The organism is Crateriforma conspicua (assembly GCF_007752935.1).
GTDB lineage: Bacteria > Planctomycetota > Planctomycetia > Pirellulales > Pirellulaceae > Crateriforma > Crateriforma conspicua.
The window spans coordinates 1,836,836-1,860,587 of record NZ_CP036319.1; the positions used below are offsets into that span (position 1 = coordinate 1,836,836).

18 protein-coding genes are annotated in these 23,752 nt (G+C 56.3%); 9 read left to right on the forward strand and 9 right to left on the reverse strand.

Features of this window, described 5'->3' with window-relative positions; all coding sequences use genetic code 11:
* Positions 1-97: 97 nt before the first annotated feature.
* Entirely contained in the window at positions 98-829 is a 732-nt protein-coding gene (locus Mal65_RS06930) for a hypothetical protein (protein ID WP_196784647.1), read from the forward strand.
* A gap of 51 nt (positions 830-880) precedes the next feature.
* Here the strand turns inward: Mal65_RS06930 and Mal65_RS06935 are convergent, their stop codons facing one another.
* The gene (locus Mal65_RS06935) at positions 881-2,176 is read right to left on the reverse strand and encodes an MgtC/SapB family protein (protein WP_145295244.1); all 1,296 of its coding nucleotides are present in this window, start codon (positions 2,174-2,176) and stop codon (positions 881-883) included.
* 435 nt (positions 2,177-2,611) lie between these two features.
* On the opposite strand from Mal65_RS06935, the gene Mal65_RS06940 reads away from it, so the two are divergent.
* A complete protein-coding gene (locus Mal65_RS06940; RefSeq protein ID WP_165701116.1) occupies positions 2,612-2,962 on the forward strand; it encodes a rhodanese-like domain-containing protein in 351 nt (116 codons plus the stop codon).
* Between the two features lie 50 nt (positions 2,963-3,012).
* Here Mal65_RS06940 and Mal65_RS06945 read toward each other — a convergent pair whose 3' ends face one another.
* From Mal65_RS06945 to Mal65_RS06965, 5 genes are all read right to left on the reverse strand, one after another.
* Positions 3,013-3,873, reverse strand: a complete 861-nt coding sequence (locus Mal65_RS06945; protein ID WP_145295249.1) for an alpha/beta fold hydrolase — start codon at positions 3,871-3,873, stop codon at positions 3,013-3,015.
* Positions 3,874-4,233: 360 nt separating this feature from the next.
* Positions 4,234-5,184 (reverse strand): sugar phosphate isomerase/epimerase family protein, encoded by a 951-nt coding sequence (locus Mal65_RS06950; protein WP_145295252.1) that lies wholly within the window; start codon positions 5,182-5,184, stop codon positions 4,234-4,236.
* Positions 5,185-5,219: 35 nt separating this feature from the next.
* Positions 5,220-6,479 (reverse strand): hypothetical protein, encoded by a 1,260-nt coding sequence (locus Mal65_RS06955; RefSeq protein WP_196784648.1) that lies wholly within the window; start codon positions 6,477-6,479, stop codon positions 5,220-5,222.
* On the reverse strand, positions 6,476-7,711 hold the full coding sequence (locus Mal65_RS06960; RefSeq protein ID WP_196784649.1) for a DUF6786 family protein: 1,236 nt from the start codon (positions 7,709-7,711) through the stop codon (positions 6,476-6,478). The genes Mal65_RS06955 and Mal65_RS06960 overlap by 4 nt, the downstream gene beginning before the upstream one ends.
* Before the next feature lie 127 nt (positions 7,712-7,838).
* The gene (locus tag Mal65_RS06965) at positions 7,839-12,293 is read right to left on the reverse strand and encodes a PQQ-dependent sugar dehydrogenase (RefSeq protein ID WP_165701117.1); all 4,455 of its coding nucleotides are present in this window, start codon (positions 12,291-12,293) and stop codon (positions 7,839-7,841) included.
* 376 nt (positions 12,294-12,669) lie between these two features.
* Here Mal65_RS06965 and Mal65_RS06970 point away from each other — a divergent pair, with 376 nt between their 5' ends.
* On the forward strand, positions 12,670-13,896 hold the full coding sequence (locus Mal65_RS06970; protein WP_196784650.1) for a transporter: 1,227 nt from the start codon (positions 12,670-12,672) through the stop codon (positions 13,894-13,896).
* A gap of 81 nt (positions 13,897-13,977) precedes the next feature.
* The gene (locus Mal65_RS06975; RefSeq protein ID WP_196784651.1) at positions 13,978-15,252 is read left to right on the forward strand and encodes a hypothetical protein; all 1,275 of its coding nucleotides are present in this window, start codon (positions 13,978-13,980) and stop codon (positions 15,250-15,252) included.
* On the opposite strand, the gene Mal65_RS06980 is transcribed toward Mal65_RS06975, so the two are convergent.
* Together Mal65_RS06980 and Mal65_RS06985 are read right to left on the reverse strand one after the other, a co-directional pair.
* Positions 15,249-16,748: a mannitol dehydrogenase family protein gene (locus Mal65_RS06980; RefSeq protein WP_145295259.1), complete on the reverse strand. Its 1,500-nt coding sequence runs from the start codon at positions 16,746-16,748 to the stop codon at positions 15,249-15,251. The genes Mal65_RS06975 and Mal65_RS06980 overlap by 4 nt on opposite strands.
* A 4-nt stretch (positions 16,749-16,752) precedes the next feature.
* Positions 16,753-18,444, reverse strand: a complete 1,692-nt coding sequence (locus Mal65_RS06985) for a purine-cytosine permease family protein (RefSeq protein ID WP_231131303.1) — start codon at positions 18,442-18,444, stop codon at positions 16,753-16,755.
* 316 nt (positions 18,445-18,760) lie between these two features.
* On the opposite strand from Mal65_RS06985, the gene Mal65_RS06990 reads away from it, so the two are divergent.
* The 5 genes from Mal65_RS06990 (at position 18,761) to Mal65_RS07005 (ending at position 23,374) form a co-directional block, all read left to right on the forward strand.
* Positions 18,761-20,416 carry a CotH kinase family protein gene (locus Mal65_RS06990; RefSeq protein WP_145295265.1) on the forward strand — a complete coding sequence of 552 codons (1,656 nt, stop codon included), beginning with the start codon at positions 18,761-18,763 and terminating at the stop codon, positions 20,414-20,416.
* Between the two features lie 143 nt (positions 20,417-20,559).
* Positions 20,560-21,312 (forward strand): polyphosphate polymerase domain-containing protein, encoded by a 753-nt coding sequence (locus tag Mal65_RS06995; protein WP_165701118.1) that lies wholly within the window; start codon positions 20,560-20,562, stop codon positions 21,310-21,312.
* Positions 21,305-22,003 carry a DUF4956 domain-containing protein gene (locus Mal65_RS07000; RefSeq protein WP_145295270.1) on the forward strand — a complete coding sequence of 233 codons (699 nt, stop codon included), beginning with the start codon at positions 21,305-21,307 and terminating at the stop codon, positions 22,001-22,003. Before Mal65_RS06995 ends, Mal65_RS07000 begins: the two co-directional genes overlap by 8 nt.
* A gap of 59 nt (positions 22,004-22,062) precedes the next feature.
* Complete coding sequence (locus Mal65_RS26375; RefSeq protein WP_165701119.1) at positions 22,063-22,206, forward strand: hypothetical protein; 144 nt, start codon at positions 22,063-22,065, stop codon at positions 22,204-22,206.
* Positions 22,207-22,423: 217 nt separating this feature from the next.
* Complete coding sequence (locus Mal65_RS07005; RefSeq protein ID WP_165701120.1) at positions 22,424-23,374, forward strand: glycerophosphodiester phosphodiesterase family protein; 951 nt, start codon at positions 22,424-22,426, stop codon at positions 23,372-23,374.
* 25 nt (positions 23,375-23,399) lie between these two features.
* Here Mal65_RS07005 and Mal65_RS07010 read toward each other — a convergent pair whose 3' ends face one another.
* Positions 23,400-23,747, reverse strand: a complete 348-nt coding sequence (locus tag Mal65_RS07010; protein ID WP_145295276.1) for a tRNA-binding protein — start codon at positions 23,745-23,747, stop codon at positions 23,400-23,402.
* Between the last annotated feature and the right edge of the window lie 5 nt (positions 23,748-23,752).

Below are 23,752 nucleotides of genomic sequence, written 5' to 3' on the forward strand. Positions count from 1 at the left end.
GTGGTGCCGCGTTTAAGGGCTGGTTAGAATGCCGCCGACCAAACCGGACATTTGCCTCAAGAGAATCCAACGATTGAAAGCGATGGGAGTTCGCCTCGTGAATCAGATCATTTTTCGTTCCGCCACCGTCATCGCCTGGCTGGGCATCGCGGCGTCAGCGAACGCCCATTACTTGTGGATCGCCGTTGACCGCGAAGCGGACAGTGACACCGGAACAAACATTTACTTCGAAGAAGCTGCGCGTCCGGGCGACGGTTTTTACCTGGACCACTTTCTCGGCAGCAGCGACGTATGGATTCGCACGATCGAGAATCCTTCGCCGGATGCGATCAAAGCGGATGAAGTCAAGGACGGCGAAAACCGGTGGATGCGAGTGACGGTTCCGCCGGCCAACGAATACAGCGTGGACGCTTATGGCAAGTTTGGCGTTTACGCCTACGGTCAAACCAATGTCTTGCTTCACTATTACGCACGTAATCTGTCGGTCCTATCGCATGATGCCATGCATGAACTCGGGCGAGCGGAGCAGATGGACCTGGACCTTGTGCCCCACGATGTGGGCGGACTTCTGGAGTTCACGCTGCTGTGGAAGGGCAAGCCGGCGGCCGATCGAATGGTCTTTGTGCGCGGGCCGGACGGTCTTCGGTTGAACGTGAAGACCGACGGCAATGGCAGAATCGAATTGCAGCGTCCTGCATCTGGCAGACTGACTTTGCGAAGCAGCGTCGAGTTTTCAACGCCCGGCAAAGAAAACGGCGAAGCCTATGAAAAAGTTCGGCACAATATCACGCTTGTGATGCCGATCGATGGCACTTCCGACGGGCCCTGATGGTGATCGACCGCCATGGATGTGATGGTGATCTTGCGTTGGGGGACGCGGCTATTTCGTACCGTTGTTCAGCAGATGCAAAACCCCCGACAACCGGCCCAATTCGTTGACATCCCACCCAGGCCAAAACACCAGCAGCAAGATTCCACCGGCAATTGCAATTCCGAATGCAACACACACGTACAGAAACGTTCGGCGGCATCCGAGTACCGCCACAATTCCGGCTTTGAATACCAAATTGGAAAGGGTCGCGATCAGGATCACTCGCCAAGCGGTCTGTGAATCAACTCGATCTTCGCTGAACATCTTGGCCGTCGAGAGCGTGATCGCATCCACGTCGGTCAACCCCGAGATGCCGGCAATCCAGTACAAGGCCTGGTCGCCGAATATGTCCTTGGCGGCCGCAACGATGAACAGAACGACGGCGTACAGAGCGCCAAAGATGATGGCGGGTTTCAGCTGGGCTGGGTTTTCATAGTCCGGTGCGGTGGTGTCCTGCTTTCGCACGGGCATGTATAGCAGGGCGCACACCAGAACCATCAACACCAACATCGCAGCGATCGGCGGAAACGCAACGTCGAGTAGCGTGGGCGCCACTGCACCGATTTCGATCAGCACGCGGATATTGACGATCGTCGACGCGATCATGATCACTAACGCCGCGATCGCGCTGATGTTTGGTGTTTCTTTGGTTTGACGGGCGTAGCTGACGGTGGTCGCGGTGCTGGAGATCAGCCCGCCGAAGATGCCGCCAAGGACCGCACCGGCTTTGGCACCCAACAGCTTTTGTGCGACATATGCGGCCATACTGATTCCGACGATCAGCACCACCATTCGCCAAATGCTAAACGGGTTCAGTACGTCGTACGGCCCGTAGGTTTCGTCTGGCAAAAGTGGCAGAACGATCAAACCGATCAACGCAAGGTTCATCACCGCGCGCAAGTCTTTCGCCGTCATGGCATCGACGACTCCGTGCAGTCGAGCTTTCCAGTGCAGCAGGACCGCGGCGACCCCGGTCGTCACGATCGCCGGCCCCGTTTGGTTGACCGCCAGGGCACCGCCGACGACATACATCAACAGCACGGCAACCTCGGTGGTCATCCCCGAACTGTTCACACCGGACCGTAGTTTCGCGATGTTGGCGACGGCAAGCATGGCCGCCACGGATAGCAGCCCCGCTGCACTGAGCCAGCTGATACCGCCCGACGCGATCACGCACAATGTCCCCAGCATGGTGATCAGCGGGAACGTGCGAATTCCCGCGATGTCCGACTCCTTCCACTCACGCTGCAGGCCGACCAGCAGCCCTAGGCCGAGAGAAATCGCGAGTGACTGGAAGGATTCCATGGATGTCAGACTTTCGAACCCAAACGGGTGCACAAACAAGCTGCATCGGCCGTAGGCCAATCCCTTATTCTAATCGGCGGACGTTTCCTCCGAACAGCAAACGCGGGGCGATATGGCATTGCGGCGACCATTCGTCCGATTTCCAAGCGGCGATCCGAGGATAGGATAAGATCAGGTTGGCAGGTCGCGACCGAGTCGTATTAAACGCGGGAGATTGATGCACCGACTTTGGCCCGTCGTGACCGCCAAGGCCGAACACCAGTCAACACAAGCATCAGGAACGGCACCATGTCGCTGGCGGATTGCTGTGCAGATCATTTTGGCGCTGGCATCATACGCCTATGCAATTTCGCTTTCGCAGTTGTCGAATCCGTACGGTGTCGACTGGGGCGAACACCGGTGCGGAGCATCACGACAAACGACTTGGTTCTTTGGTTGGAATCCACGAAAGTGCCGCCGGTTTTGGTGGACGTCCGTAGCGACGCGGAACTTTCCGTTTCGCGGATCTCCGGTGCAATCACTCGCGAACAATTCGAATCGGACCCGCAGTCATATTCCGGCCGGCCTGTGGTGGCGTACTGCACCGTCGGCGGTCGCAGCTATCTTTTCGCCGCCAAGTTGGTCGAATCGGGGCTGGACGCGGTCAACTATCGCGACAGCATTCTGGGATGGTGCGATGCCGGTTTGCCTTTGGTGAAGGCGGATGGCCGGCCGACGACCGACGTGCATCCGTACTGGCGACTGTTCAAAGTGCCGGATTCATATCAGGTGCGCATGTCGGAGTGACCGGCAAACGCACCAAGTGGACGGAAACGACGTCACGTCCAGCGGCCGAATTAGACCGCGACGGGGGTTGCTTGCAAGAATCGCAGTGTTTCACTGACGAATTCGTCCGGATTGTCTTGCGGTGTCCAGTGCGAACAATTCCGCATCGGGTGAAGTTCCGCGTTGGGCAAGTCTTTGACTAGGCGTTGGGCAGTGTCGATGGGTTGCCAGCGATCGTCTTCACCCCACAACAAAAGCGTCGACTGCTGCATCTTGTGCAGGCGATGCGTCAAGGGTGTCGTGTGGTTGGTGTTCAAGCTTGCCGCGTTACGTACCAGGCTGACAATCCCGTCAGATTCTTGGTAAGGCGCGACGATTCCCTCCTTGAACTCATCGGTCAGTCGTTCTTTTCTTGAAAGCCCAAACTGGAAGCTCTCGACCAGTTTGTCGGTCATCTCTTCGCTGCTCAACTGTGCGTTGCGCGGGTGTCCTAGAGCCAACATTTCGTCCACCGGCCAACTGTCATAGGCGACACTGTTGGACAGTACCATCGAACGTACCAATTCGGGACGACGGTCCGCCAGGATCAGTGCTACGCCACCGCCGATGTCATGGGCGACGAAGTGCGCGCGATCGACGCCCATTTCATCAAGGAAGCTTTCGATCACGTCGGCTTGAAACTCGATCGATCGGTCAAATCGATCACGACGGTCGGAATAGCCGTAGCCCGCCATGTCGGGGGCAATGACACGAAAATGCTCCGCCAGCGGATCGATGACTTCGTGAAACAAAAACGACCAAGTCGGTATGCCATGCAACAACACCACTGCGTCCCCGTCACCGACATCGGTCGCCGCGATTTGCAGCGGGGTGTCAATCAAACCTTCCAGTGAGTGCATTTGCTGGCGGTTGCGAAAGTCTTGAATCTTCATTGCTGTGGAGCTTCCCGAAAAATGAGTTCAGCGATTGGTCGCGTTGGACGGACAATAGATGCGATGGTGAAACGCGGTCATCGTCCGACAAGCGACGGTCAGTCGAACGCCGACCAGTTCTTCATCGGTCAACGCGATCGTTTACCGCTCAATCAGATTCGCATCGTAGGTAAATCCACCACGCAAGCGTCTGGCAGCAATCGCGTGCGTTGATGACATCTTCGGCAGGTGCGAACCAACCGCAGGGATGGCTACTGCTGAGCGGCATGGCGATGGGATGCAGCTTCCGCGCCAAAGTCGCGGCGTCGGGGACTCCGCTGGCATGAAGAAAAGAATGGCAAGGGCAACCCTTGCGATGGGTCAATCCAGCAAGGCAAACGCTTGGTGGATCGCTGCGGACGTCTTAGCGCATGCCGCGTCATTGTCCAACTGGTTCAGCGGCTTGTTGAACGGTTCAGCGCGAACAGGACCGTCGTATCCGATGTCGACCAAAGCTTCCAAAAAAGATCGAACATCGATGACGCCCGTGGCCATCGGCAATTCCCGCTGGTTGTCTTGTTGTTGTTCGATGTCCAGTCCCGCCGGCGCGTCATTCAAATCGCACCCGACCACTTGTTTTGAATCCAAGGCACGAATGTCGTCCGCGGATTCGCGAGCGGTGTACCAGTGCCACGAATCCAAGACAAATCCCATGTTGTCGACGCCGATTTCGGCGTGCAGATCGGCCGTTTCACGCATGGTATGGATGAACGGATAACGTTTGGAATTTCGCAACGACGGCGTGCCCACATATTCCAGGCCAAACCGAATGCCGTGATCCTTCAACACCTTGGCACACTGACGAAGTCGTCGGGCGTGCTGGCGGAAATTCGCGACGTAAGTCAATTCGTCGCTGCCGGGAGTGATCCAAGTTCCCATTCGCGTCACGCCCGCTCGCTGCGCGGCAGCAGCAAGCGTTGGCAATTGACGCAATCCTTCCTGGAAACGCGCCTCGTCCTTGCGAAAGTCCAGTGGCAAACCGCTGGAACCCCAGACCAACCCGGCGTCGGCCAGTTGACCCAGCAAGTCCTGGTTTTCGCTATCGGACAACTTGGCCAATTCAGCCGGCGACGCCGCCACGGATTCGAATCCATGCTTGGCGGCCAGTTCGATCGCTTCCCGTTGGCTGGCTTTGACGCCAATGCTGCCCCAACGCAAATCCACGGTAAAACGACGTCGCCCTGACGGCTGGGCAAGCACGGACTTGGTCAGCGCACTTGCCGTAAGGAAACCGGCGGAAGACGCGAGAAAACGGCGGCGTTGATGGTTCATCGATGATGTCCTGGCGGGATGATGGGTGGGGGGAATCACTGTTGCACTGGCGGGAATCGCTGATTCATCTGCTGCGCGATTCGATGATTGGCTTGGCGGATCAGTGGCACGTTTTTGGAATCGGGAATCTCTTGTTCATCTAACAGGCCATAGCGTCGGGCGCGATTGCGTTGATAGGCACCGCACAGATGAAATCCGATACAGCCTGGGGATTGAAACAACTGTTGCAGTGTGGCGGCGTACCACTGACCTTCGTTGTGGGTGAATTCGCCTGGTGCCGTCTGCCATCGCATGCGGGCTGCGTCCGCCAACAGCACCGGCTTGCCCGTCTGTCGATGATACTCCGGCAGGTGGGTGACCGGATCACGAAAGTCTTGGAACGATAGCACGTCGACATACGACAGCGCGGCATCGATGACTTGCTTGGCGATCGGCGCGTTGGCTTCGTATCGGTCTCCAAAGATCAGGTGGTGCTTGTCATAACGTCGAATCGCATCGTGAGTGGTTTGGTAATAAAGGGTCGCCAACTCAGTCAGTTCTTTGCGGCCGGCTTCGGATTCCAGACGACCGGGATCAAAGATGGAGCCGCGCCATTGGTTGTCTGGTCGGCTGTGAATCCATGTCGGACAATCACTGTAAAAGTATCCGATCAGGTTGCGTTCTTCGGCAAGTTCGCCGCAATGAGCGCGTGCCACATAGTCACACCATTCTTTCCAGTCGTCGCTGCGGAAATCATAGTGAACGGTGTGCTTTTCCCATTGATGTGATTCGGTGAACGGCAGCAGATGACAATAGGGCATGTCCAGTGCCCGGTATTCATCGATGGTAAAGCTACGTGAATGTTGCCATTTGCGAACGGTCACTTCTTGAACCCATCCGACCGAATTGAACCCCCAGTCATGCAGGTTGGGTGTCACGGATTCTTGGATCCAGCGAATCGTGCTGCCGTCGTACTTGTCACGCCACAGATCGATGTTTTCCGGGTACCGCAGCGTTGCCGGGTCGATGTGATTGATCCCCACCGTAAAGAATGGCCGGCCGTCGGGGGCGATCAGCCACCAGTGATCGTCTTGTTTTCCCAGCGTAAAGAAACCGTCGGGTGCCGGTTGGGTCGTTTTGACAGGTGCTGCACTGACGGGACGGGCCGTGGCGTTGATCGTCAACCCGGCGCCGGCGGCAAACATTTGCTTGATGAAACAACGTCGCTTGGCCAACCTGTCTTTTGCCGGTTGCCATCGAATTCTCGTTGTACTGCGATCATTCTGTTTCGATTCAACCGTGCGGTTGGCGTTCATTGTTTCGTCGGCTGCGTTTGCGAAAGGATGGTTGTGTCATCCAGGTCGACGCCCAAGACCGCCTTGGCGATTCGATTCAGATCCTGGTAGTCGCCTTCGATATGGAAGGTTTTGTGGACATGGCGAACACTTTCACCGGGTGCCAGTGGCTTGGCGGGCGATGATGATTCCAATTCGTAAAAGGGGCCCAGTTGGGTGCCGTCGTCGACCGGACCGTCGTTGTACGAATTGACGACGTCGCCACCGTACGGCTTGTCTTGCAGCTTCCACTGAGAATTCACATAGTCGCGATCATCGGCAAACGAATACTGGACGATCGTTAGAACTTGTTGCTGTGCGTCGTAGCTGCCGCACACGGGAACGATCGATTCGGGCGGCAATCCGATTTTTGATCGGAATCGTCCATCGCCTTTGAACAGAACGGCGGTTTCCGTGGTCACCAATCGATCTGCTGGAACGTCGCCGAAGTAGTCACTGTTCAGCGTCAACGGCATTTTGTACGGGACGATGATGGTCGCTTGGTCGGACGGGTTGAACATACCCAAAATCCAGATCGACAGCAGGCCAGTATCTTTGTGCCAAGCTTGTGAGCCGATGTTGGTGATACGGTTGTCGGATTGAAAGCCGACCGATTTGACTTCGTCACCCAATTTGACACTCAATGCTGATTCCGTCTGTGCGGACGACAGCACCGAAATGTCGCGATCGACTTGAATATCGAACGGAAAGCCGCTGTAGTTTTTCAGGCTGATTTTCCGCTGAAACGAAACGCTGGATTGATTCTTGGACACGACCGAAAACGGTTCGATATCGATCGCCGCCGGCGTCTGCCAGTTTTCCAAAGTGAATTCATCGCCGCCCTTGAAAAAAATCGAAAACTGACCGCCTTCCGGTCCAATCCAGAAACGGTCTTCGCCGCCGAACACGTTGATGTGGGGACGTGTTTCGCCGGAAGCGATCAGGTCGTGATTCAGCCATCCAAAGCTGGCCCCCGCTTCACCGTTTGCTGTGCTGGTCATCACCCGGCCCTGATAGTCGGCGACGACGGCGATTTGGCTGGAATCGGAATTGCCTTGCAAAACAATGACGTCACAGTGCTTGCGAAGAAAGTCGACGTCATGGCCGAAGGTTCCGGGTTCGGCGGAGGGTTGTGCTGCACCGACAGGAAAACTGAACAGACACGCCAGCGACGCAAGAAACGCGGTGGAGAAAAATACAAGAGACCAATTCATCAAGTTGCTCTTTTGACGGACGATGCCGAATTTGGATGGAGGATCGATCGAACATCCGTGATGTCTGCCACGTTCGTACGCTTCAATCGCGGTCGCCTAGCAGAGTCAATGCTGCTTGATCCGTTCGCTATTGTAACGGTGCGGCGTACCGAACGGTGATTGCCGGCCCCGGCCATAGAACTTCCACCATGTGATGCTGTGTTTCGGACCGAATGGTGAAGCGATTGTCTCCACGACGAAGCTGCGATACGGGGATCGGTAATAGGTCATAGTCGTAGTGGTGATTCTTGCCTTCGTGGCGGTGGGGGTGACCATTCAGACGGAATGGCTGGTGGTGCGCGTCGGAGGCTTCCCAAGTGCGGTAGTGCAGCACGGCTTCTTCCGCACGTTCGATTGGCGCCGCCGGATCGATAGGAATTCGACAGGACTTTTCTTTTCCCACACGCACGCTGAAAGATTCCGGAACATCATTTGCGCGATACTGACGCACCGAAACCGATTGGCGATCCAGGGTCAGTCCATCAACCACGTCGGTGACGAAAATCGTTCCGTCGTCATCATGGATGCGAGCCAGCAGCTTGATGGACTCTGGCATTTGGTCGGGGACCCAATGCGTGTCCCATCGCAGTTCGTGTTGTCCAATCGACGGATCGATCGTGCCCACATGGTTCTGCAGATCCGCGGCGTGGCCACGCCAAGGCTGGAAACGCGACACGTGCCAGTCTTGGTAGATTCCATCGCCGTTTTCGTCATAGCCGTCATACCAAGCCAAGACGTCCACACGTTCGGCGTTCTTCGTCACGTCGACTTTGATTGGTGGATCATCCGAAATGATTGATCCCGTGACGGGTGAAGCAATCCGTCCACTGGCATGCGACTTCGCAACCGGATCGTAGTAGACACGCAGGATCAGCGAATAGAGACCCCACTGGCCCCAGTGATTCTGATTACTCGGGCCCACCGTTGCTTCGATACGGTTATCGCCTTGAACCAAGTGATCCAGCGGAAGGGTGATGACGGGATTGTCTTGCGAATGAAACTTTTCCGGCGAATGACCTTTTGGCGTGGTCGACAACTCCGGCAATCGGATCCAAGAGTTACCGTTGAACCGAATCCGCTTGTCCGTCGTTCCAGCGTGACCGCCCCAGCGATCCAAAACGACTTCGGCGGCGATGGCATGTTCCAAGTCTTTCACCGCAAGCGTCAAAACGGGATTCGGCAAAAACTTCTTTGCACCTTCGGCAGAAGCGTTCGGGTCGGTCACTCGCCAGGCGAAATTGCCACCGTTGTGAATCGCGTATTCACGATAGACATCGCCGGGTTTCGGCCCAGGTTGTTGGACGGCCGCAATCACACGGTCGGCTGACGCGGAATCGTTCGGTGCAGTGCTGTCGCTAGCGTGCGGCGTCGACTTGGACTGCTGCATGGAATCGACCAGTCGGCTTACATCCGTCGGGGCCTTGCCATCGGCCAATCCGATCGAAAAGCGTTGTCCTGGTGTGTTCAGATGGGCGTGCAATTTCTGGCGTCCGAAACCAAACACGGTCATTTGGTCATCCATGGCATAGAACGAATCGTGCCAGCGGTCGTCATCATGGCTGTGCAAAACGATGCATTGCCGATGGTTGGCATCCCCAAACGCGAACCATTCCGGCGCATCAAGATCGCCATTGTGCTTTTGGGCAATGGGTTTGGGGGTGGGCGTCGACGAGCTCATCCACCAATCATCGGGATCCAACCGGCCGCCGGGCGTGCCTTCGTACAAGATCCAATAGTGCTTGTCTTTGGGCATCCGCGTGATCGAAAAGGTGCAGTGGGTGGGATAGAACTCATAGCGTCCTTGCCACCGGCCGTCCAAAGACTCTGCGATGATTGCTGCATAGTCTGAATTGGCATGTTCAAGTCGAGTTTGCATCGAATCGCTTTGCGAATTTGTCGCGTGGAAATAGTTGCCGCCTTGACGGAACACCGCGTTGGGAAAGCCGCGGTACTCGCCGGCCGCACCACTGCCTTTGCCGGGGTGAAAGCCCAGCCAATCATTGCCGTCGTTGTCGACTAAACTGCTAAGTCCTCCGCCCGATTTCTCCAGATAGTAAGTCGCCGTCGCCGTTTGGATTTTGAACGCGGGTAGGTCACCGGCGGATGCATCCACTGCGTCCTCGGTGACATGGACGCCGGTTGGATTGGGGCGGTCGTCGGTGGTCACCACGACCTTCTGCTTGGATGCCGCTGACTTTGGTCGCACACGCAACAGCGATCCTGTTCCGCCTTGGAACCTGTCGTCGATCACCCAAGCGTTGCGAAGCAAGACGTACAGAGATCCGTCATCCGAAAAACGCAGATCGACGGGACGCCGGATGCCTTCGATAAACGTGTTCACGTTTGCTGGATGATCGGGATCCAAAGTGTGGATCCAGCCATGGACGAAATCGGCAAAGAAGTAGCGTCCCTGCCATGAGGTCGGCCACGCCGAATCGGAAGGACAAAAGTCACCACCGTTGACGGATGATTGCGGGTACCAATGGATCGGACCGTCGTATTGGGCATCGTCGTACTCGGGGAAATCACCGTGCTCGACGATCGGCCAACCGTAGTTGGCGCCCGCGCGGCCGACGTTGATCTCTTCGGATTTCCCACCGACATCGTTGATCAGCATCAAGCCGTCCGATTCACGAACCGCAAACGTGAACGGATTGCGGCAGCCAAATGCCCAGATTGCTTGGTACTTTCCGGCGGTGCGATCAAGCAATGGGTTGTCTTCGGGGATGGATCCGTCGGGATTGATTCGCAGGATCTTGCCCAGAAAAGTATCCAATTCTTGAGACGGTGTTCCGGCGGTTTGTTCTCCGATGCCGATGTAAAGCTTGCCGTCATTTCCAAAGTGGATGCCGCCGCCTTGATGACCCGCGGGGACCTTGCCACCCATTTTTGTTTGGTCATCGCCGATCAGCAGCACGGATTCACTGTTGGGAATCGCGGCGTTTCCGTCGACGGTCAGACGACTGATTCGGTGGTGTGGATAGGGATCTTTGGCCACCCAGCAAACGTAGATGTAGGGTTCTTTGGGGAAACTCGGTGCGTGCGTCACGCCGATCGCGCCACGTTCCCATGTCGAATCCACGGGAAAGGTGGCCAGCGGTTCGGGTAACAGATTGCCGTCTTCAATGATACGGATTTGTCCGGTTTGTTCGCACACCAAAACGCGGCCATCGGGAAGCACGTCCAGCGCGGTGGCACCATCGATACCCGTGGCAACGGTTTCAACAGTGAAGCCGTCCGGAACGCTGATCGGACCGGCAACCCCCGAGCCCGTTTTGGTCTTCACTCCCGATCGCAAGCTTTCCAGATATGCGATCAAGTCGGTGAATTCGTCCGGCGTTAGTTCGCCCGCCAAGCCTTCGGGCATGATCGACGCGGTGTTGTGACTGATTTCGTCAACATCGTCTTTCGCAATGAAGTGTGTCTTTGCGTTGGCATCGATCAGCGTCAATGCATCGTCGGATTGCCGCATCATGATTCCGCTGATGACACGACCGTCAACGGTCAGCACATTACTCGTTCGATAACCCTCGACGATCTGTCGTGACGGTTCCAAAACTGATTCGATCAGATGGGGCCGATCGAATTTGCCACCGATTCGCGACAGATCCACGCCGACTTGGCCACCGCGTCCATCGATCGTGTGACAGACCGAACATTTCGTCCTGACATCCTGAAAAATCTGTTTGCCCTTCCCGGCGTTTCCGGTGTGCGTCAGCGCGTATTGTTCCAAGGCATCCAGGTCAATCTTTGCACCGTCATTGTGGTTGGCTGCGGCATCGTCGTCGGCATCTTCGGCGTTGTGGGCGGCTTCGTTCAGCCGGCGGACGCGAATGTCTTTGACGCGAATCACCATCGGCGGCCCCTTGTGCAACTGAAAAGCGAACAGTCCCGAACCGCGACGGTTGGCCGCGTCTTCGTCGATTCCAATCGCCATCACTTGGCCGTTGATGATGTGCGTGAACTGGTTGCCGTTGGCGATGACGATCAGTTCGTTCCAGTCGTCACGGCGAATGTGGGTTTCCAAGTCCACCGGATCGCCCACCGAGCCGACTTTTTCGATATGCGGCTTCTTGGCATTGTCGTTGTTTTCACGAACGATCACTGCGTCACCGCGATGCCCCAAGAACATGCGGCCTTTCTCTTCGAAGAACATCCCGGTGAACTGATCGACCGGGGAAGCGGCGGGTTTTCCTTTGACCGGATGCCATCGTGCTTCGAAATCACACTGGTAGCCCGACACCACAAAGTCGCCTTCGTCGACACTGCGGTACTGCACGCCAGAATTGTATCCCTGGACTTGATAGGACAACCGCAGTTCAAAATCGCTGAATGAACCGCCACGATGGATCAAAAACGTGTTGTGTTCCGCGGGGACTTTGGCCGTTGTCTGGCCGACAATCGCACCGTCTTCGACCCGCCAAAAACGATCGTCGCCTTCCCATCCGTCCAAGGTTTGGCCATCGAACAGTGAATGGAACGGTGCCGTGTCATTGGGCTCGGCTGCGGCGGCCATGGGGGCGATGACCAGTAGGGCAATCATGGCAGCGGCGTGCGCACCAGAAAAATCGAACGAGACCATCGAAAGAACCTGCGCTGGGTAAAAGAACAAGGAAGGATCGACGATCGGATCGTCGGGCGGGGCGGTGATTCCGTGGGGGGCAGACGCCAATATAGCTGTCCCGCGAAGGGGATGCCGCGAAGCTCCTTCACGACCAATGGCCGGTGAAGCACCGGCATTGTCGTGGCAAGAAATGTTGTGAATGTTTTCCGATTGTCCCGATCATCCTGACGCAAACGCGTGTTTCATGACTGAGACAGGATCAGGCTGAGCAATGAAGCAGGCTTTTCGCGGATTTTGACGATTGTTTAGGCTTGTGAGGAACGAGCTGGAAAACAGATTCAGCAAGGACAAGCGGATGATTCGAAAGCTCATATTGGTCGGATGTGTGGTCGCCTTTGGAAGCCAAGCCTTTGGCCACGGCGACCTGCGATCGCGCGCCGACAAGCATGCGCCGGCGGGATTGATGGGCGACCACGTCCATGAACCCGGCGAATGGATGGTGGAGTACCGGTACATGAACATGTACATGGACGGAAACCGAGCCGGGACACGACGGTTGAGCGATGCCGAATCCATTGCGTTCGGCGCGACCAGTGATCCGGTCACCAACCGTGGTGCGTCGCCGTCAAGCATGACGCATGAGATGCACATGTTGCACATCATGCGTGGGATGACTGATGACATCACGTTGTACACGATGATCATGTTGCCATCGATCACGATGGACCACATCCGCGGGCCAATGAATCCGGCCGGTGCGGGAAGCTATTTCACGACGCACAACAGCGGGTTTGGTGACACGACCATCGGTGCGTTGCTGCGGTTGTACAGCGATGCAGATGACGATCTGATTTTGAACTTGGGTGGTTCGTTGCCGACCGCAGACATCTTTCGAACGACGCGCGAGCCGACCGGCGGAATGATGGAGCAACCGCTGCCGTACCCGATGCGATTGGGATCTGGAAAGTTCAACGCTCGGCCCGGTATCACGTGGAAGCGATATTTTGATCACGGTTCCTTCGGTACCCAGTTTCAAACCGATTTGCCCATCGGTCGAAACTACCGTGACTACAGCGTGGGAGACGAATTTCGATTGAACACCTGGTATAGCCACGTTCTGACAGACCATTTTTCGACCAGCCTGCGAATCGAAAACCTGTGGCGAACCAATTACGGTGGTGCCGATCCGATGAGCCCCGACGCGTTGATCAGCACCAACGTGGAAAGCTTTCGCGGCGGATACACGCTGAACTTGGGTGTGGGGGCCGCGGCATTACTGAACGGGCATTTGTTGAACGTTGAAATCGTTCCGATGTTCATCAGGATCTTGACGGGATTCAGCTGGAAACCGATTGGTCGATCGTGGCCAGTTGGTCGAAAAGCTTCTAAAACGATCGCGTCGTGCCACGCCGCCGGTTGCGTCCCAGGGGGGCGCCGGCGGCTAACTGGCTGTTGCATTTTTTCGGATCAACGCGAAGCATCACCGTTGCCCGGTTCGCGCACGTTGCGTTTGGCGACGTGTCATCCGCAGAGCGATAGGCAACGATCGAGCATTCACAGGCCGCTAGACCGCCGACTATGATGACCGCGCCGGTGATCGCCGCTTTTTCGCAGCGTCGATCGTGGATGCGTTTTGAATGTCTGTTCGTGTGGTTGTCCTTTGATGCTTTTTTTTCGAATTCCGGCGGAAAACCTTGGCCCGTTTGGATGGCTATTGGCCGCTTTCGCATTTCTGTCGCCGGTGCCTGTTTCGTCCGAACCAATCCGGCTGCGATCGCAGATCACGCAGGTCCAGCCGATGACCGGCATCGTCTTGTGGTCGGACAATCCCAAAGCGAAAAAGCAGGCCGATGCGATCGCGTTAGAATTTCGCTATTGCGGATATGATGAAGTCGTCGATGCCAATGGGCGTTACGATTTTTCGCGGATCGATCAAGTCTTGGATGATATCGCATCGCGAAATCATCAAGCCGTCTTGCGGTTTCACTTTTGCTACGTCGGTAAAGAAACGACGGTCCCGGATTTCATTCGATCACGGTCTGACTATCGGGAAGCGGTTGGCAAGAGCGAGAAGAAGACGACGCATTTCTGTGATTGGAGCAACCAAGCGTTACAGGAATTCACACTGCAGTTCTACAGCCGCTTCGCACAGCGATACGATTCCGATCCCCGAATCGCCTTTCTGCAAACGGGGTTCGGCTTGTGGGCGGAGTATCATATCTACAGCGGCCCGCGAAAGTTGGGAAAGACGTTCCCAAGCAAAGCATTTCAGGATCAATTTTTTCGGCATATGAGTGCGTCGTTTCAGCATCTGCCCTGGTCGATCAGTATCGACGCGGCCGATTCAACGTATTCACCGCTGGAAGAAAATGCGGAATTGCTGACGCTTTCGTTTGGGGTGTTCGACGATTCGTTCTTATGTAAGCCACACGCACGCGAGAATGCTGTGAACTGGCGCATTTTGGGACCCGAACGTTGGCGTCACAGTCCGGCGGGCGGCGAGTTTAGCTATTACACCCGCATGGATCAAAAGCTTGCGCTTGCCGATCAGGGCCCGCATGGTGTTTCATTCGAACAGGCGGCGGAACAGTTCCACATCTCGTACATGATCGGCAACGACCAGTTGCGTTTCCAGCCTGCCGAACGACTGCGCGACGCGGCATCGTCGACCGGATACCGGTTTCGAGTGACCGAGGCCACGTTGGCGGAGGGGCGATTGCGTTTGCGTGTGGCCAACGAAGGCGTTGCGCCGATCTATCGCGACGCCTATTTTGGCGCCGGCGGAAACATGGCGACCCGGTCGCTGCGTGGTCTGCTGCCCGGACAAACGCTGGAATGTGAAATCAATGGAGTGACGACGGCCGATATCGAAACACTTTCCATCCGGTCCGATGCGATTCTGCCGACACAAGTCATTCAATTCGCAGCGGATCTTTAATTGACAGTGTCGTCCAGCAGACGCTGCATGCATTCCACGATATCGCCGCTGCGATAAACGTCGTCGACAAGCGTTTCGTACGTGGTGGCGAAGTCTTCGTTCTGTGCAAGATCACCGAAGACTGGGCGGTATCGAATGAAGGCGCGCTTGTCATCAGCGGTTTTCATCGCCGCTTGATGCAGCGGTTCCTTCATGTCGTCGGTGATTGCTAAAGGGTTTCCGTTTCGGTCCACTTGGCGATCGCAGTACAGGCACCATGCAGCAATAACCAATGTGGCCAACCGGATGGAACGACCCTTGTCTAGATTGTCGATGATGGTGGGGATCAGAAAGACGGGCAATTTGCTGGAACTTTGTAGACAAATGCGGCTGACGCTATCGCGGATGCTCGGATTGCCAAACCTTTCGATCAACGAATCCTTGTAGGCAACCAAATCGATGCCGGGAACCGGATCGAGTGTCGGCGTTGCTTCCTGATCAAAAAACGATCGCAGATAGGCCGCAAAGCGATCATCGGCGATACATTCGTTGATCGTATCGAATCCATGCATGGCACCCAGAATACCAAGGACCGAGTGTCCGGCATTCAGCAGCCGCAGTTTCATCGTTTCGTACGGCGCGACGTCGGCGACAAACTGCGCACCGACTTGTTCCCACGCGGGGCGTCCGTTGGCAAAGCGGTGTTCGATCACCCATTGGCGGAAAGGTTCACAGGTAACCGGCCAGCGATCCAGCAATCCCGATTGAACGCGAAAGTATTCGATGTCCGCTTCGGAGGTCATCGGGGTGATGCGATCGACCATCGAATTGGGAAATGTCACCTGATCGCTGATCCACGTTGCCAATTCGGGCGATTGACGCTGTGCAAAGCGAAGCAACATGCGGCGTGTCAGATCGCCGTTGTGTTGGATGTTGTCGCAAGACAAGATCGTCACCGGCGCGGAGCCGGCATCACGACGCATTTTCAATGCCGCAGTCAGGTAGCCGAACACAGATTTTGGTTGATCGGGATGCTCCAGGTCGTGCACCACGTCGGGATGATCAAAATCAAAATCACCCGTCGCGGGCGACAGGTTGTAACCACCTTCGGTGATCGTCAGGGACACAATTTTGGTTTCGGGCGAAGCCATTTTGACGATCACCGTCGACGGATCATTCGAGCCCAAGACGAATTCGATCATCGACCCAATGACCGAACTTTCGACCAGACCATTGGGATGTTTGACGATCAATGAGTACAGACCATCCTGTGGTGACATCGCAGCGGCCATGCGCGCATCGTCGTCGCGGATGCCAACGCCGCAAATGCCCCAGGATGCCGTGTCTTCTTGATGTAACAGTTCGTCAGTATAGGCGGCCAAGTGCGAACGAAAGAAACCACCAACGCCGATATGGACGATGCCTGTGTGGACCGAAGACCGATCGTAGGTCGGACGCCGGATGCTGGAAGGCAAGTGTTTCAGGTTGGCTTCATTTAAGTTTGGATCGGGGCACATGATATCAGTTGGTTTTCGCGTCGGTTGAATGAACGGATTGTCTTGCTTTTTTAATGCGCAGGGCGGCGTAGGCGGTGCCAAAGTATCCCACCGTCATCAAGAATCCCCAGCGATGAAAATCCGTGACATGGGCTTGGTAAGTCGACATGTCAGGGCTGCCAAACATGACTCGCAAAGCCAACAGCATCGTGATCGCCAGGCATAGCCAGGCAACCGTACGCAACACCATTGTTTGAGGCGACTTCGGCATCGTCGGATGGTGATCGGCTGCGGCCTGATCTCGTTGCCACTGTCGAATCACAGCCATGTCGTTTTGTTCCTGCTGAATTTGGTCTTCATACGAATCGGCCGCTCCGTAGAACCGAGCCAGCACACAGTAGACAACGATCGTGAACGCCCAAGTGGGCAAGAATAGATAGAAGAACGACATCACGTTTGCGGCATTCATCCCGAAGCCGAAGACCAGTCCGGCCGCCCAGGACGCGATGGCTGGGACGCTGGTTTCAAGATCCTGGTATTTCGACCAATAGCGAGTCCAACCCAAAATCGGAAACAGAAAGTGTTCGGCGAACACAATGGCTCCCACGGGAACGACCAACAATCCCGCATACGTTAGCAATGGCAGCATCTTGCTGAATACAAACGGAAAGCATGCGACCAAGACGGTGACACAGCCGACCGTTAATGTCACCTTCCGTCTGGAGTGATGATGGAAGATGGCTTGGGCCGCCAATCCGGCGCGATAAAGGTTGGCGTTCGCGGTTGTCCATCCGGCAACAATGACGATCACGTATCCCGACAGGCCCAGTGCTTGATAGGCCACATCGCCGGGGTCCAATTCAGCGATCGACTTTTGCACCACCGCGGCCGTGCCCGCCCCCATGATGCCCGCGGCGATCCACGCGACATAGTGGCCGAACAACATTCCAGCGCTGGTGCACAGGCCATAGATGGATCGCTTGGCGTATCGAAACAACGCCATGTCGATCAGGCCAAAATGAGTGATCGTGTTGGCTGCCCAAGCGAATCCGATCACTTCCCACAATCCAATACCTGCGGATCCGTCGGCGGCGGCTCCTGTCCAGATCGAATGGTCACCGATGGTGATGAAGTCATTCATGCCCGTCAGTTGTGTACGCCCCAGGACGGACTCGGCCAATGCGGGCATCAGTACCAAAGCACCGCAGGTGAACATCACGACCAGCCAGGGGCCGCAAATGCTGGAAAATTCCGCGACGGCATTGAACCCGTACATCGCTATCAACACGACGATGACCCCGACACCCAGAACGACCAAGACGAAAAGCCCGCTGGTGGGAAACCACTGCAACTGGGCAGGGATTCCAAAAAGCAGTCGCACGGCGGTACTGGACACCGTGATCATCGCAGCGGAGATGACAGTGAAAATCAGCACGTTAGCGCCGTTGTAAAGATCAGCCATCCGGTCGCCGGCGATCTTGTGCAGATAGGTGTAAAGACTCAACCGTGTTTGCACCGCGATCGGGGCGGTGATCAGGGTCCAACTGGCGATCGCTAACAGATTGCCGATCAACAGACCCCAAAGAATGTCCTGGGTCGTTGCCCCCAGCGCGACGAACGTCGCACCGATCACAAATTCCGTTGCGGCGACATGTTCACCGGCGTACAGCCCCAAAAAATGGGGCCAGCTGTGAAGTTGTTCGTCTGGGACGGGCATCTGTTCCGGCGTCAGATTCGCAACAGCGCGAGGGGGGCTTGGCGTGGCGACAGACATGGGGCGTGGGGCGACCGAATGCGGGGGTAATCGAGCGGTAAAGGGTTCGCAGTGTACTGGGCCAGTTCGTCTCCAGAGTCTGGGTGGAAACACCGCGGCCCGGCATTTAATGCGTCTTTGGCCGTACCTGCGGGCCAAATCGCAGAAATCTCTCGTGATTCGTCTCCGGCGGCAAACGAAAATGTTGGCACCATTTGCGACCCGATGGCGCATGGAATGACGAGCCCCCCCTATTCCTCCACTCGTCGGATCCACGGGAATGAAAAAGAAACGTTTGTTGTTGATCGCACTGTTTGCCGTTGGCGGCGTCATGGCTGTGGCCTACGCGTCCGTGGGACCTGGCAAACAGGAAAGCATCGAATTGGTCGATGCCTTTGATGCCGATGGAAACGGTTGGTTGGATGACATCGAACGCAGCCGAGCTCGTGACGAAGTCCGTTCCAGCCGGGCCTTTCAATTTGACGTTCGCACGATTGCGACCCGATTCAGCCATGCGGGCAGCATGCCGGCGGTTTCCACCGGCGGTCATGTCGCCAAAACCGAAACGCAGGCTCAACAAGGCGATCTGTACGACACCCGTGTCTTGCGGACGATCTTCATCGACTTCGATACCGACGATTGGGAAGCCGAACTGGAGGATTTCCACAACACCGATGTCGATCTGTCCGCCGATTTGACGGTTGACGGACAGATGTATCCGGATTGTGGCATCCGTTTCCGCGGGGCGTCTTCCTATGATCATGTCGGCACTGGATACAAGCGATCCTTCAACATCGCCATGGACATGGCCGACCCGGATCAGCGGTTGATGGGTTACAAGACGCTGAATCTGTTGAACGCCCACGGTGATGATTCGATGATGAGCACCGTGTTGTATTCCCACATCGCCCGTCAATACATCCCGGCGCCGAAAGCCAACTTTGTTCGCGTGGTGATCAACGGTGAAGACTGGGGGATCTACACGAATGCCCAACAGTACAACAAGGAATTCCTCAAAGAGAACTACGACACCAAGAAAGGTGCACGATGGAAGGTCCATGGATCACCGCGCGGTGGAGGCGGTTTGGATTACCGCGGCGATGACTTGAATGCGTACGGGCATCCCTACGAGATCAAATCCGGCGGTGAAAAAGCGACTGCCAAGCTGATGCAGTTTTGCAAAGTCTTGAACGAAACCCCTACCGAACAGTTGCCCGAAAAGTTGGAAGCGATCTGTGACGTCGATGGTCTGCTTTGGTTCCTGGCCTTGGACGTCGGCTTGATCAACGGTGATGGTTACTGGGTACGTGCCAGCGATTACAGCATCTACTTGGGCAAAGACGACAAGTTTCGCTTCATTCCGCACGACATGAACGAAGCGTTCCGCCCGGCACGCGGCGGTCCAGGAGGGCCCGGCGGACGCGGAGGTTTTGGATTTGGTGGGTTTGATTTTCCAAGTTTTGGATTGGGTGGCCCTCCCCGCCGGGACGATCGAGCCGAACGCGGCCCGGGCCGCGGACGTCAGGCGGGCGGTGAATCGTCGCCGGTGGGCTTGGATCCTTTCACCGCGATGAACGATGCGGACAAGCCGCTGTACAGCAAAGTGTTGGCCGTTCCCGCGTACCGCGATCAGTTTTTAGCGAACCTGGAAACTTTGGCCAATGAATCACTGGACTGGGAAACGCTGGAACCCTTTGTCCAGTCGCAGCTCCAACTGATTACGCCGGTGGTGAAGACTGAAACTCACTCACTGACCACTTACGAGCGTTTCGTTGCCACAACGTCGGGCGAGGCCGATCAAATGCAGGAACTCGAACCCGAGCAACGTGGACCACGAAATCGTCCGACGTTGAAGGACTTTGCTCAGGGAAGAAGCCAGTACTTGTTGCGATATGTGGCCGATCAAGGCAAGGCCCAACGCTCGGATGATAACTGACCGCGATTGGCGTCACTGCGTAGCACCGCCGGCCGTTCAGTCGCGGTGTCGATGAATTTTGAAACGTCAGGGAAGTGGATCCAATGAACCAGCCAAGTACCCAGAATCCGGACCAGAAACGTTCGACCATGAAACGCATTGAGATGAAATTCCGTCTTAATGATCGTATCGCTGATCAGGTCGCCCAGTGGGCTCGTGAACACATGGATGTGGATCCGCATTGCGACGGCGACGAAGATGATCGGTATCAGATCTGTAATCTGTATCTGGATTCGCCCGAGTTGGATTTGTTGCGTGAAACGGGTCGAGTGGGACGCGCCAAACATCGCGTTCGACGTTACGGAAATGAATCGTCATTGTGGTTGGAAACGAAACGCAAGAAGCGGATGGTGGTCAAGAAGCGACGGTCCACGGTCGACGAAGCACAGTTTTTCGCTTGCCACGATTCTGCACCGCAACGGGCGTCTGGGGGACTTTCCGTCTTCCGCGGTGATTGGCCGGTCGGTGCAGCGGATGACGATTGGTTCTTTCGACGCGTTCGCAGGCGTGGGCTTCAGCCGATGGTGCGCATCGCCTATCGCCGCTTTGCTCGTACCGCACAGGTCAACGGTCAGACCATTCGCTTGACGATTGATGACTGCATGACCGCGTCGCCGGCGGACGGTTGGACCGTGCCGCTCGCGTCAGAATTTTGCCCGGACGTTCAGTTCGGCAACGGCAAGGTTTTGGAACTGAAGTTCAATGGCATCCTGCCACTGATGTTCAAAGACCTGTTGCGAACCTTCACGATCCCTGCATCCGGGTTTTCAAAGTACCGGCACGCGATGCAAGCCCTTGCCGCAAACCGTGGTGACGGATTGGTGGATTCCCATGCGGAGTCGCTTTGTTATGCCTGAATGGATGATGAATGTGACCTCGTCGGAGGTCGATCCGACGGTCACGACCTTGGGCTTGCGTTTGGTCTTGGCTTGGCTGTGTGGCATGGTCGTCGCGTGGATCGCCCGCAGTCGTCGTCCGGCGGGGGAACCGGATACGTTGTCGCTGACGTTGATCCTGATGAGCATCTTGATCGCGATGGCAACGCAGATCATCGGTGACAACATCGCGCGGGCGTTCAGCTTGGTGGGGGCGTTGTCGATCGTTCGCTTTCGGACCGCGGTTCCGGCGACCCGTGACGTCGCTTTTGTGCTGGCCGCCGTCGTGGCCGGGATGGCGGTGGGGGCGGGGCAATACTGGGTGGTCGGATTGGGATTGTCGGTCGTTGGGCTGGCAACGTTCCTGAATTCATCCAAGGCTGATACATCGCAAGCGGGGACGAAAGATTCCGAATCGACCAAAGGGGACAAGAAACCCAAAGCGTGGCGGGTGACTTTGCAGGTCGGTTTGAGTGCGACCGAGGGGTGGGAGAGCGAACTCAGCCGCTTTGCCGAAAGCTATGAACTGCTTTCGGCCGAAACCACGCGTCGCGGCGCGGCGATGGAAATGCTGTACCGCGTCACCCCATCAGCCGACAGCAATGCGGTGGAAATGATCGCCGCGCTGAACAGCGTCCCCAACGTCGAATCGGTCACCGCAAAGGTGACGTAGGAACAGCGTCGTCGTACCGGCGCTGGCGTACCGGTAACTGGCGGATGCGGCGCTGGCGGATGCGGCGTTCTGTTTGGGGGGGCGGCTATTGCCGTGGCAATCGGCGGTTGATGGGGATGCCCAACGCCGGTACCGCGATGCGACATCTGTTCTACTGGTGCTTCATTTTTGGATTCATCGCCTGCATGATGTTGACCCCGTAGCGAATCGGGGGCGAGGTCCGCACGAATTTGGATCCGGAACGAGAAGGCTTGGCCCGGTGGAGGAGCCGATTGGTCGAGCGATCCGCTAACAAGCATTCGCTGGGAGGAATTGTTCGGAATGTGTTTGAATCACCCGTCTGCGACCACGAAGCACGCCCCAATGAAACGCTCATCAAGATTTCCTTGCGGTCGGTTCCTGACGCTCTTCACTGTCGCGGTGCTGAGTTCTTCGTGGTTGCCCGCCAAAGACCCATCGCCGCGCGACAGCCGATCGGCGGTTGCGATGCATCGGATCTGTCCGGAAACGCCGCAGCAATTGCGTGAATTGTTTCGCTACACCGGTGAACGCTTGCCCGTGGTCAGTGCCCATCGCGGCGGTGCCGGTCCCGGTTATCCGGAAAACTGTATCGCAACCTTTGAACACACCCTGACGAAGACTTTTTCGCTCTTGGAAATCGATCCGCGGATCACCAAAGACGGCAAGGTGGTGGTTCATCACGACGCAACGCTGGACCGGACCACGACGGGGACCGGCAAGATCGCTGAAAAGACGTTGGCGGAACTGAGCCAATACCGCTTGAAAGACGTCGACGGGAAAGTCACCGACCACTCAATTCCGACGTTGGATGAAGTGTTGCGATGGGCCAAAGGAAAGACGGTTTTGGTGTTGGATCAAAAAGATGTCCCTTTGGAAACTCGCGTCGAGACCATCACCAAACACCAAGCGGAATCCTATGCCATGTTGATCGTCGGCAACTTGGATGACGTGCGTGCTTGCCATGCGATGAATCCCGACATCATGATGGAGGTCATGATTCCCAATCACGCAAAAGTGGATGCCTTCAATGCCACAGGCGTCCCGTGGGAAAATGTCATCGCGTTTTTGGGGCACGTTCCGCCGTCGGATTCATCGCTTTTTGACGCCGTCCATCAAAACGGTGCGTTGACGATGATTGGAACGTCGCGAAATCTGGATCGCGAGTATTTCGCCAGGGGGGGTGGTACCGACCAATCGCTGAGGCATGACTATCGCCAACTGCTGCAGCGAGGTGGCGACATCATCGAAACGGACCTTCCCCGCGATGTCGGTCCGTTGCTGTACACGCCATTAGTCATTCCCGAATCCAAACGTTCATGCCTTGTGATCCAACCGGTCGAGGTCCCCTGATGCGAAACGAACGTCGACATCGGCCCTAGAACAGCTTGGCACCGTTGGGTACCGAACGATCAGGGACCGCCAGGACGACCGAACCATCATCACTGCTGAATCCCACCAGCAGAAACTCGGACATCATCGGCCCGATCTGCTTGGGTGGGAAATTCAAAACGCCGATGACTTGGCGTCCAATCAAAGATTCCTTGGTGTAATTGACGGTGATCTGCGCACTGCTTCGCTTGGTCCCCCATTTCGGTCCAAAGTCGACGGTGACTTTGTAGGCCGGTTTGCGAGCTTCGGGAAAGTCCTCGACGCGAACGACCATACCGGCACGTAGGTCAACGTTCTCGAATTCTTGCCAAGTAATGGTGCCGGACTCGTTCATGTTAG

Excerpts from the sequence above, each read along its gene's own strand:
- Mal65_RS06990 (WP_145295265.1), top strand. The coding sequence starts at position 18,761 with ATGAAAAAGAAACGTTTGTTGTTGATCGCACTGTTTGCCGTTGGCGGC.
- Mal65_RS06935 (WP_145295244.1), bottom strand. The coding sequence starts at position 2,176 with ATGGAATCCTTCCAGTCACTCGCGATTTCTCTCGGCCTAGGGCTGCTG.
- Mal65_RS07010 (WP_145295276.1), bottom strand. The coding sequence starts at position 23,747 with ATGAACGAGTCCGGCACCATTACTTGGCAAGAATTCGAGAACGTTGAC.
- Mal65_RS06950 (WP_145295252.1), bottom strand. The coding sequence starts at position 5,184 with ATGAACCATCAACGCCGCCGTTTTCTCGCGTCTTCCGCCGGTTTCCTT.
- Mal65_RS06955 (WP_196784648.1), bottom strand. The coding sequence starts at position 6,479 with ATGAACGCCAACCGCACGGTTGAATCGAAACAGAATGATCGCAGTACA.
- Mal65_RS06995 (WP_165701118.1), top strand. The coding sequence starts at position 20,560 with ATGAAATTCCGTCTTAATGATCGTATCGCTGATCAGGTCGCCCAGTGG.
- Mal65_RS06945 (WP_145295249.1), bottom strand. The coding sequence starts at position 3,873 with ATGAAGATTCAAGACTTTCGCAACCGCCAGCAAATGCACTCACTGGAA.
- Mal65_RS06980 (WP_145295259.1), bottom strand. The coding sequence starts at position 16,748 with ATGTGCCCCGATCCAAACTTAAATGAAGCCAACCTGAAACACTTGCCT.
- Mal65_RS26375 (WP_165701119.1), top strand. The coding sequence starts at position 22,063 with ATGCGGCGTTCTGTTTGGGGGGGCGGCTATTGCCGTGGCAATCGGCGG.
- Mal65_RS06965 (WP_165701117.1), bottom strand. The coding sequence starts at position 12,293 with ATGATTGCCCTACTGGTCATCGCCCCCATGGCCGCCGCAGCCGAGCCC.
- Mal65_RS07000 (WP_145295270.1), top strand. The coding sequence starts at position 21,305 with ATGCCTGAATGGATGATGAATGTGACCTCGTCGGAGGTCGATCCGACG.
- Mal65_RS06975 (WP_196784651.1), top strand. The coding sequence starts at position 13,978 with ATGCTTTTTTTTCGAATTCCGGCGGAAAACCTTGGCCCGTTTGGATGG.
- Mal65_RS06960 (WP_196784649.1), bottom strand. The coding sequence starts at position 7,711 with ATGAATTGGTCTCTTGTATTTTTCTCCACCGCGTTTCTTGCGTCGCTG.
- Mal65_RS06985 (WP_231131303.1), bottom strand. The coding sequence starts at position 18,444 with ATGCCCGTCCCAGACGAACAACTTCACAGCTGGCCCCATTTTTTGGGG.
- Mal65_RS06970 (WP_196784650.1), top strand. The coding sequence starts at position 12,670 with ATGATTCGAAAGCTCATATTGGTCGGATGTGTGGTCGCCTTTGGAAGC.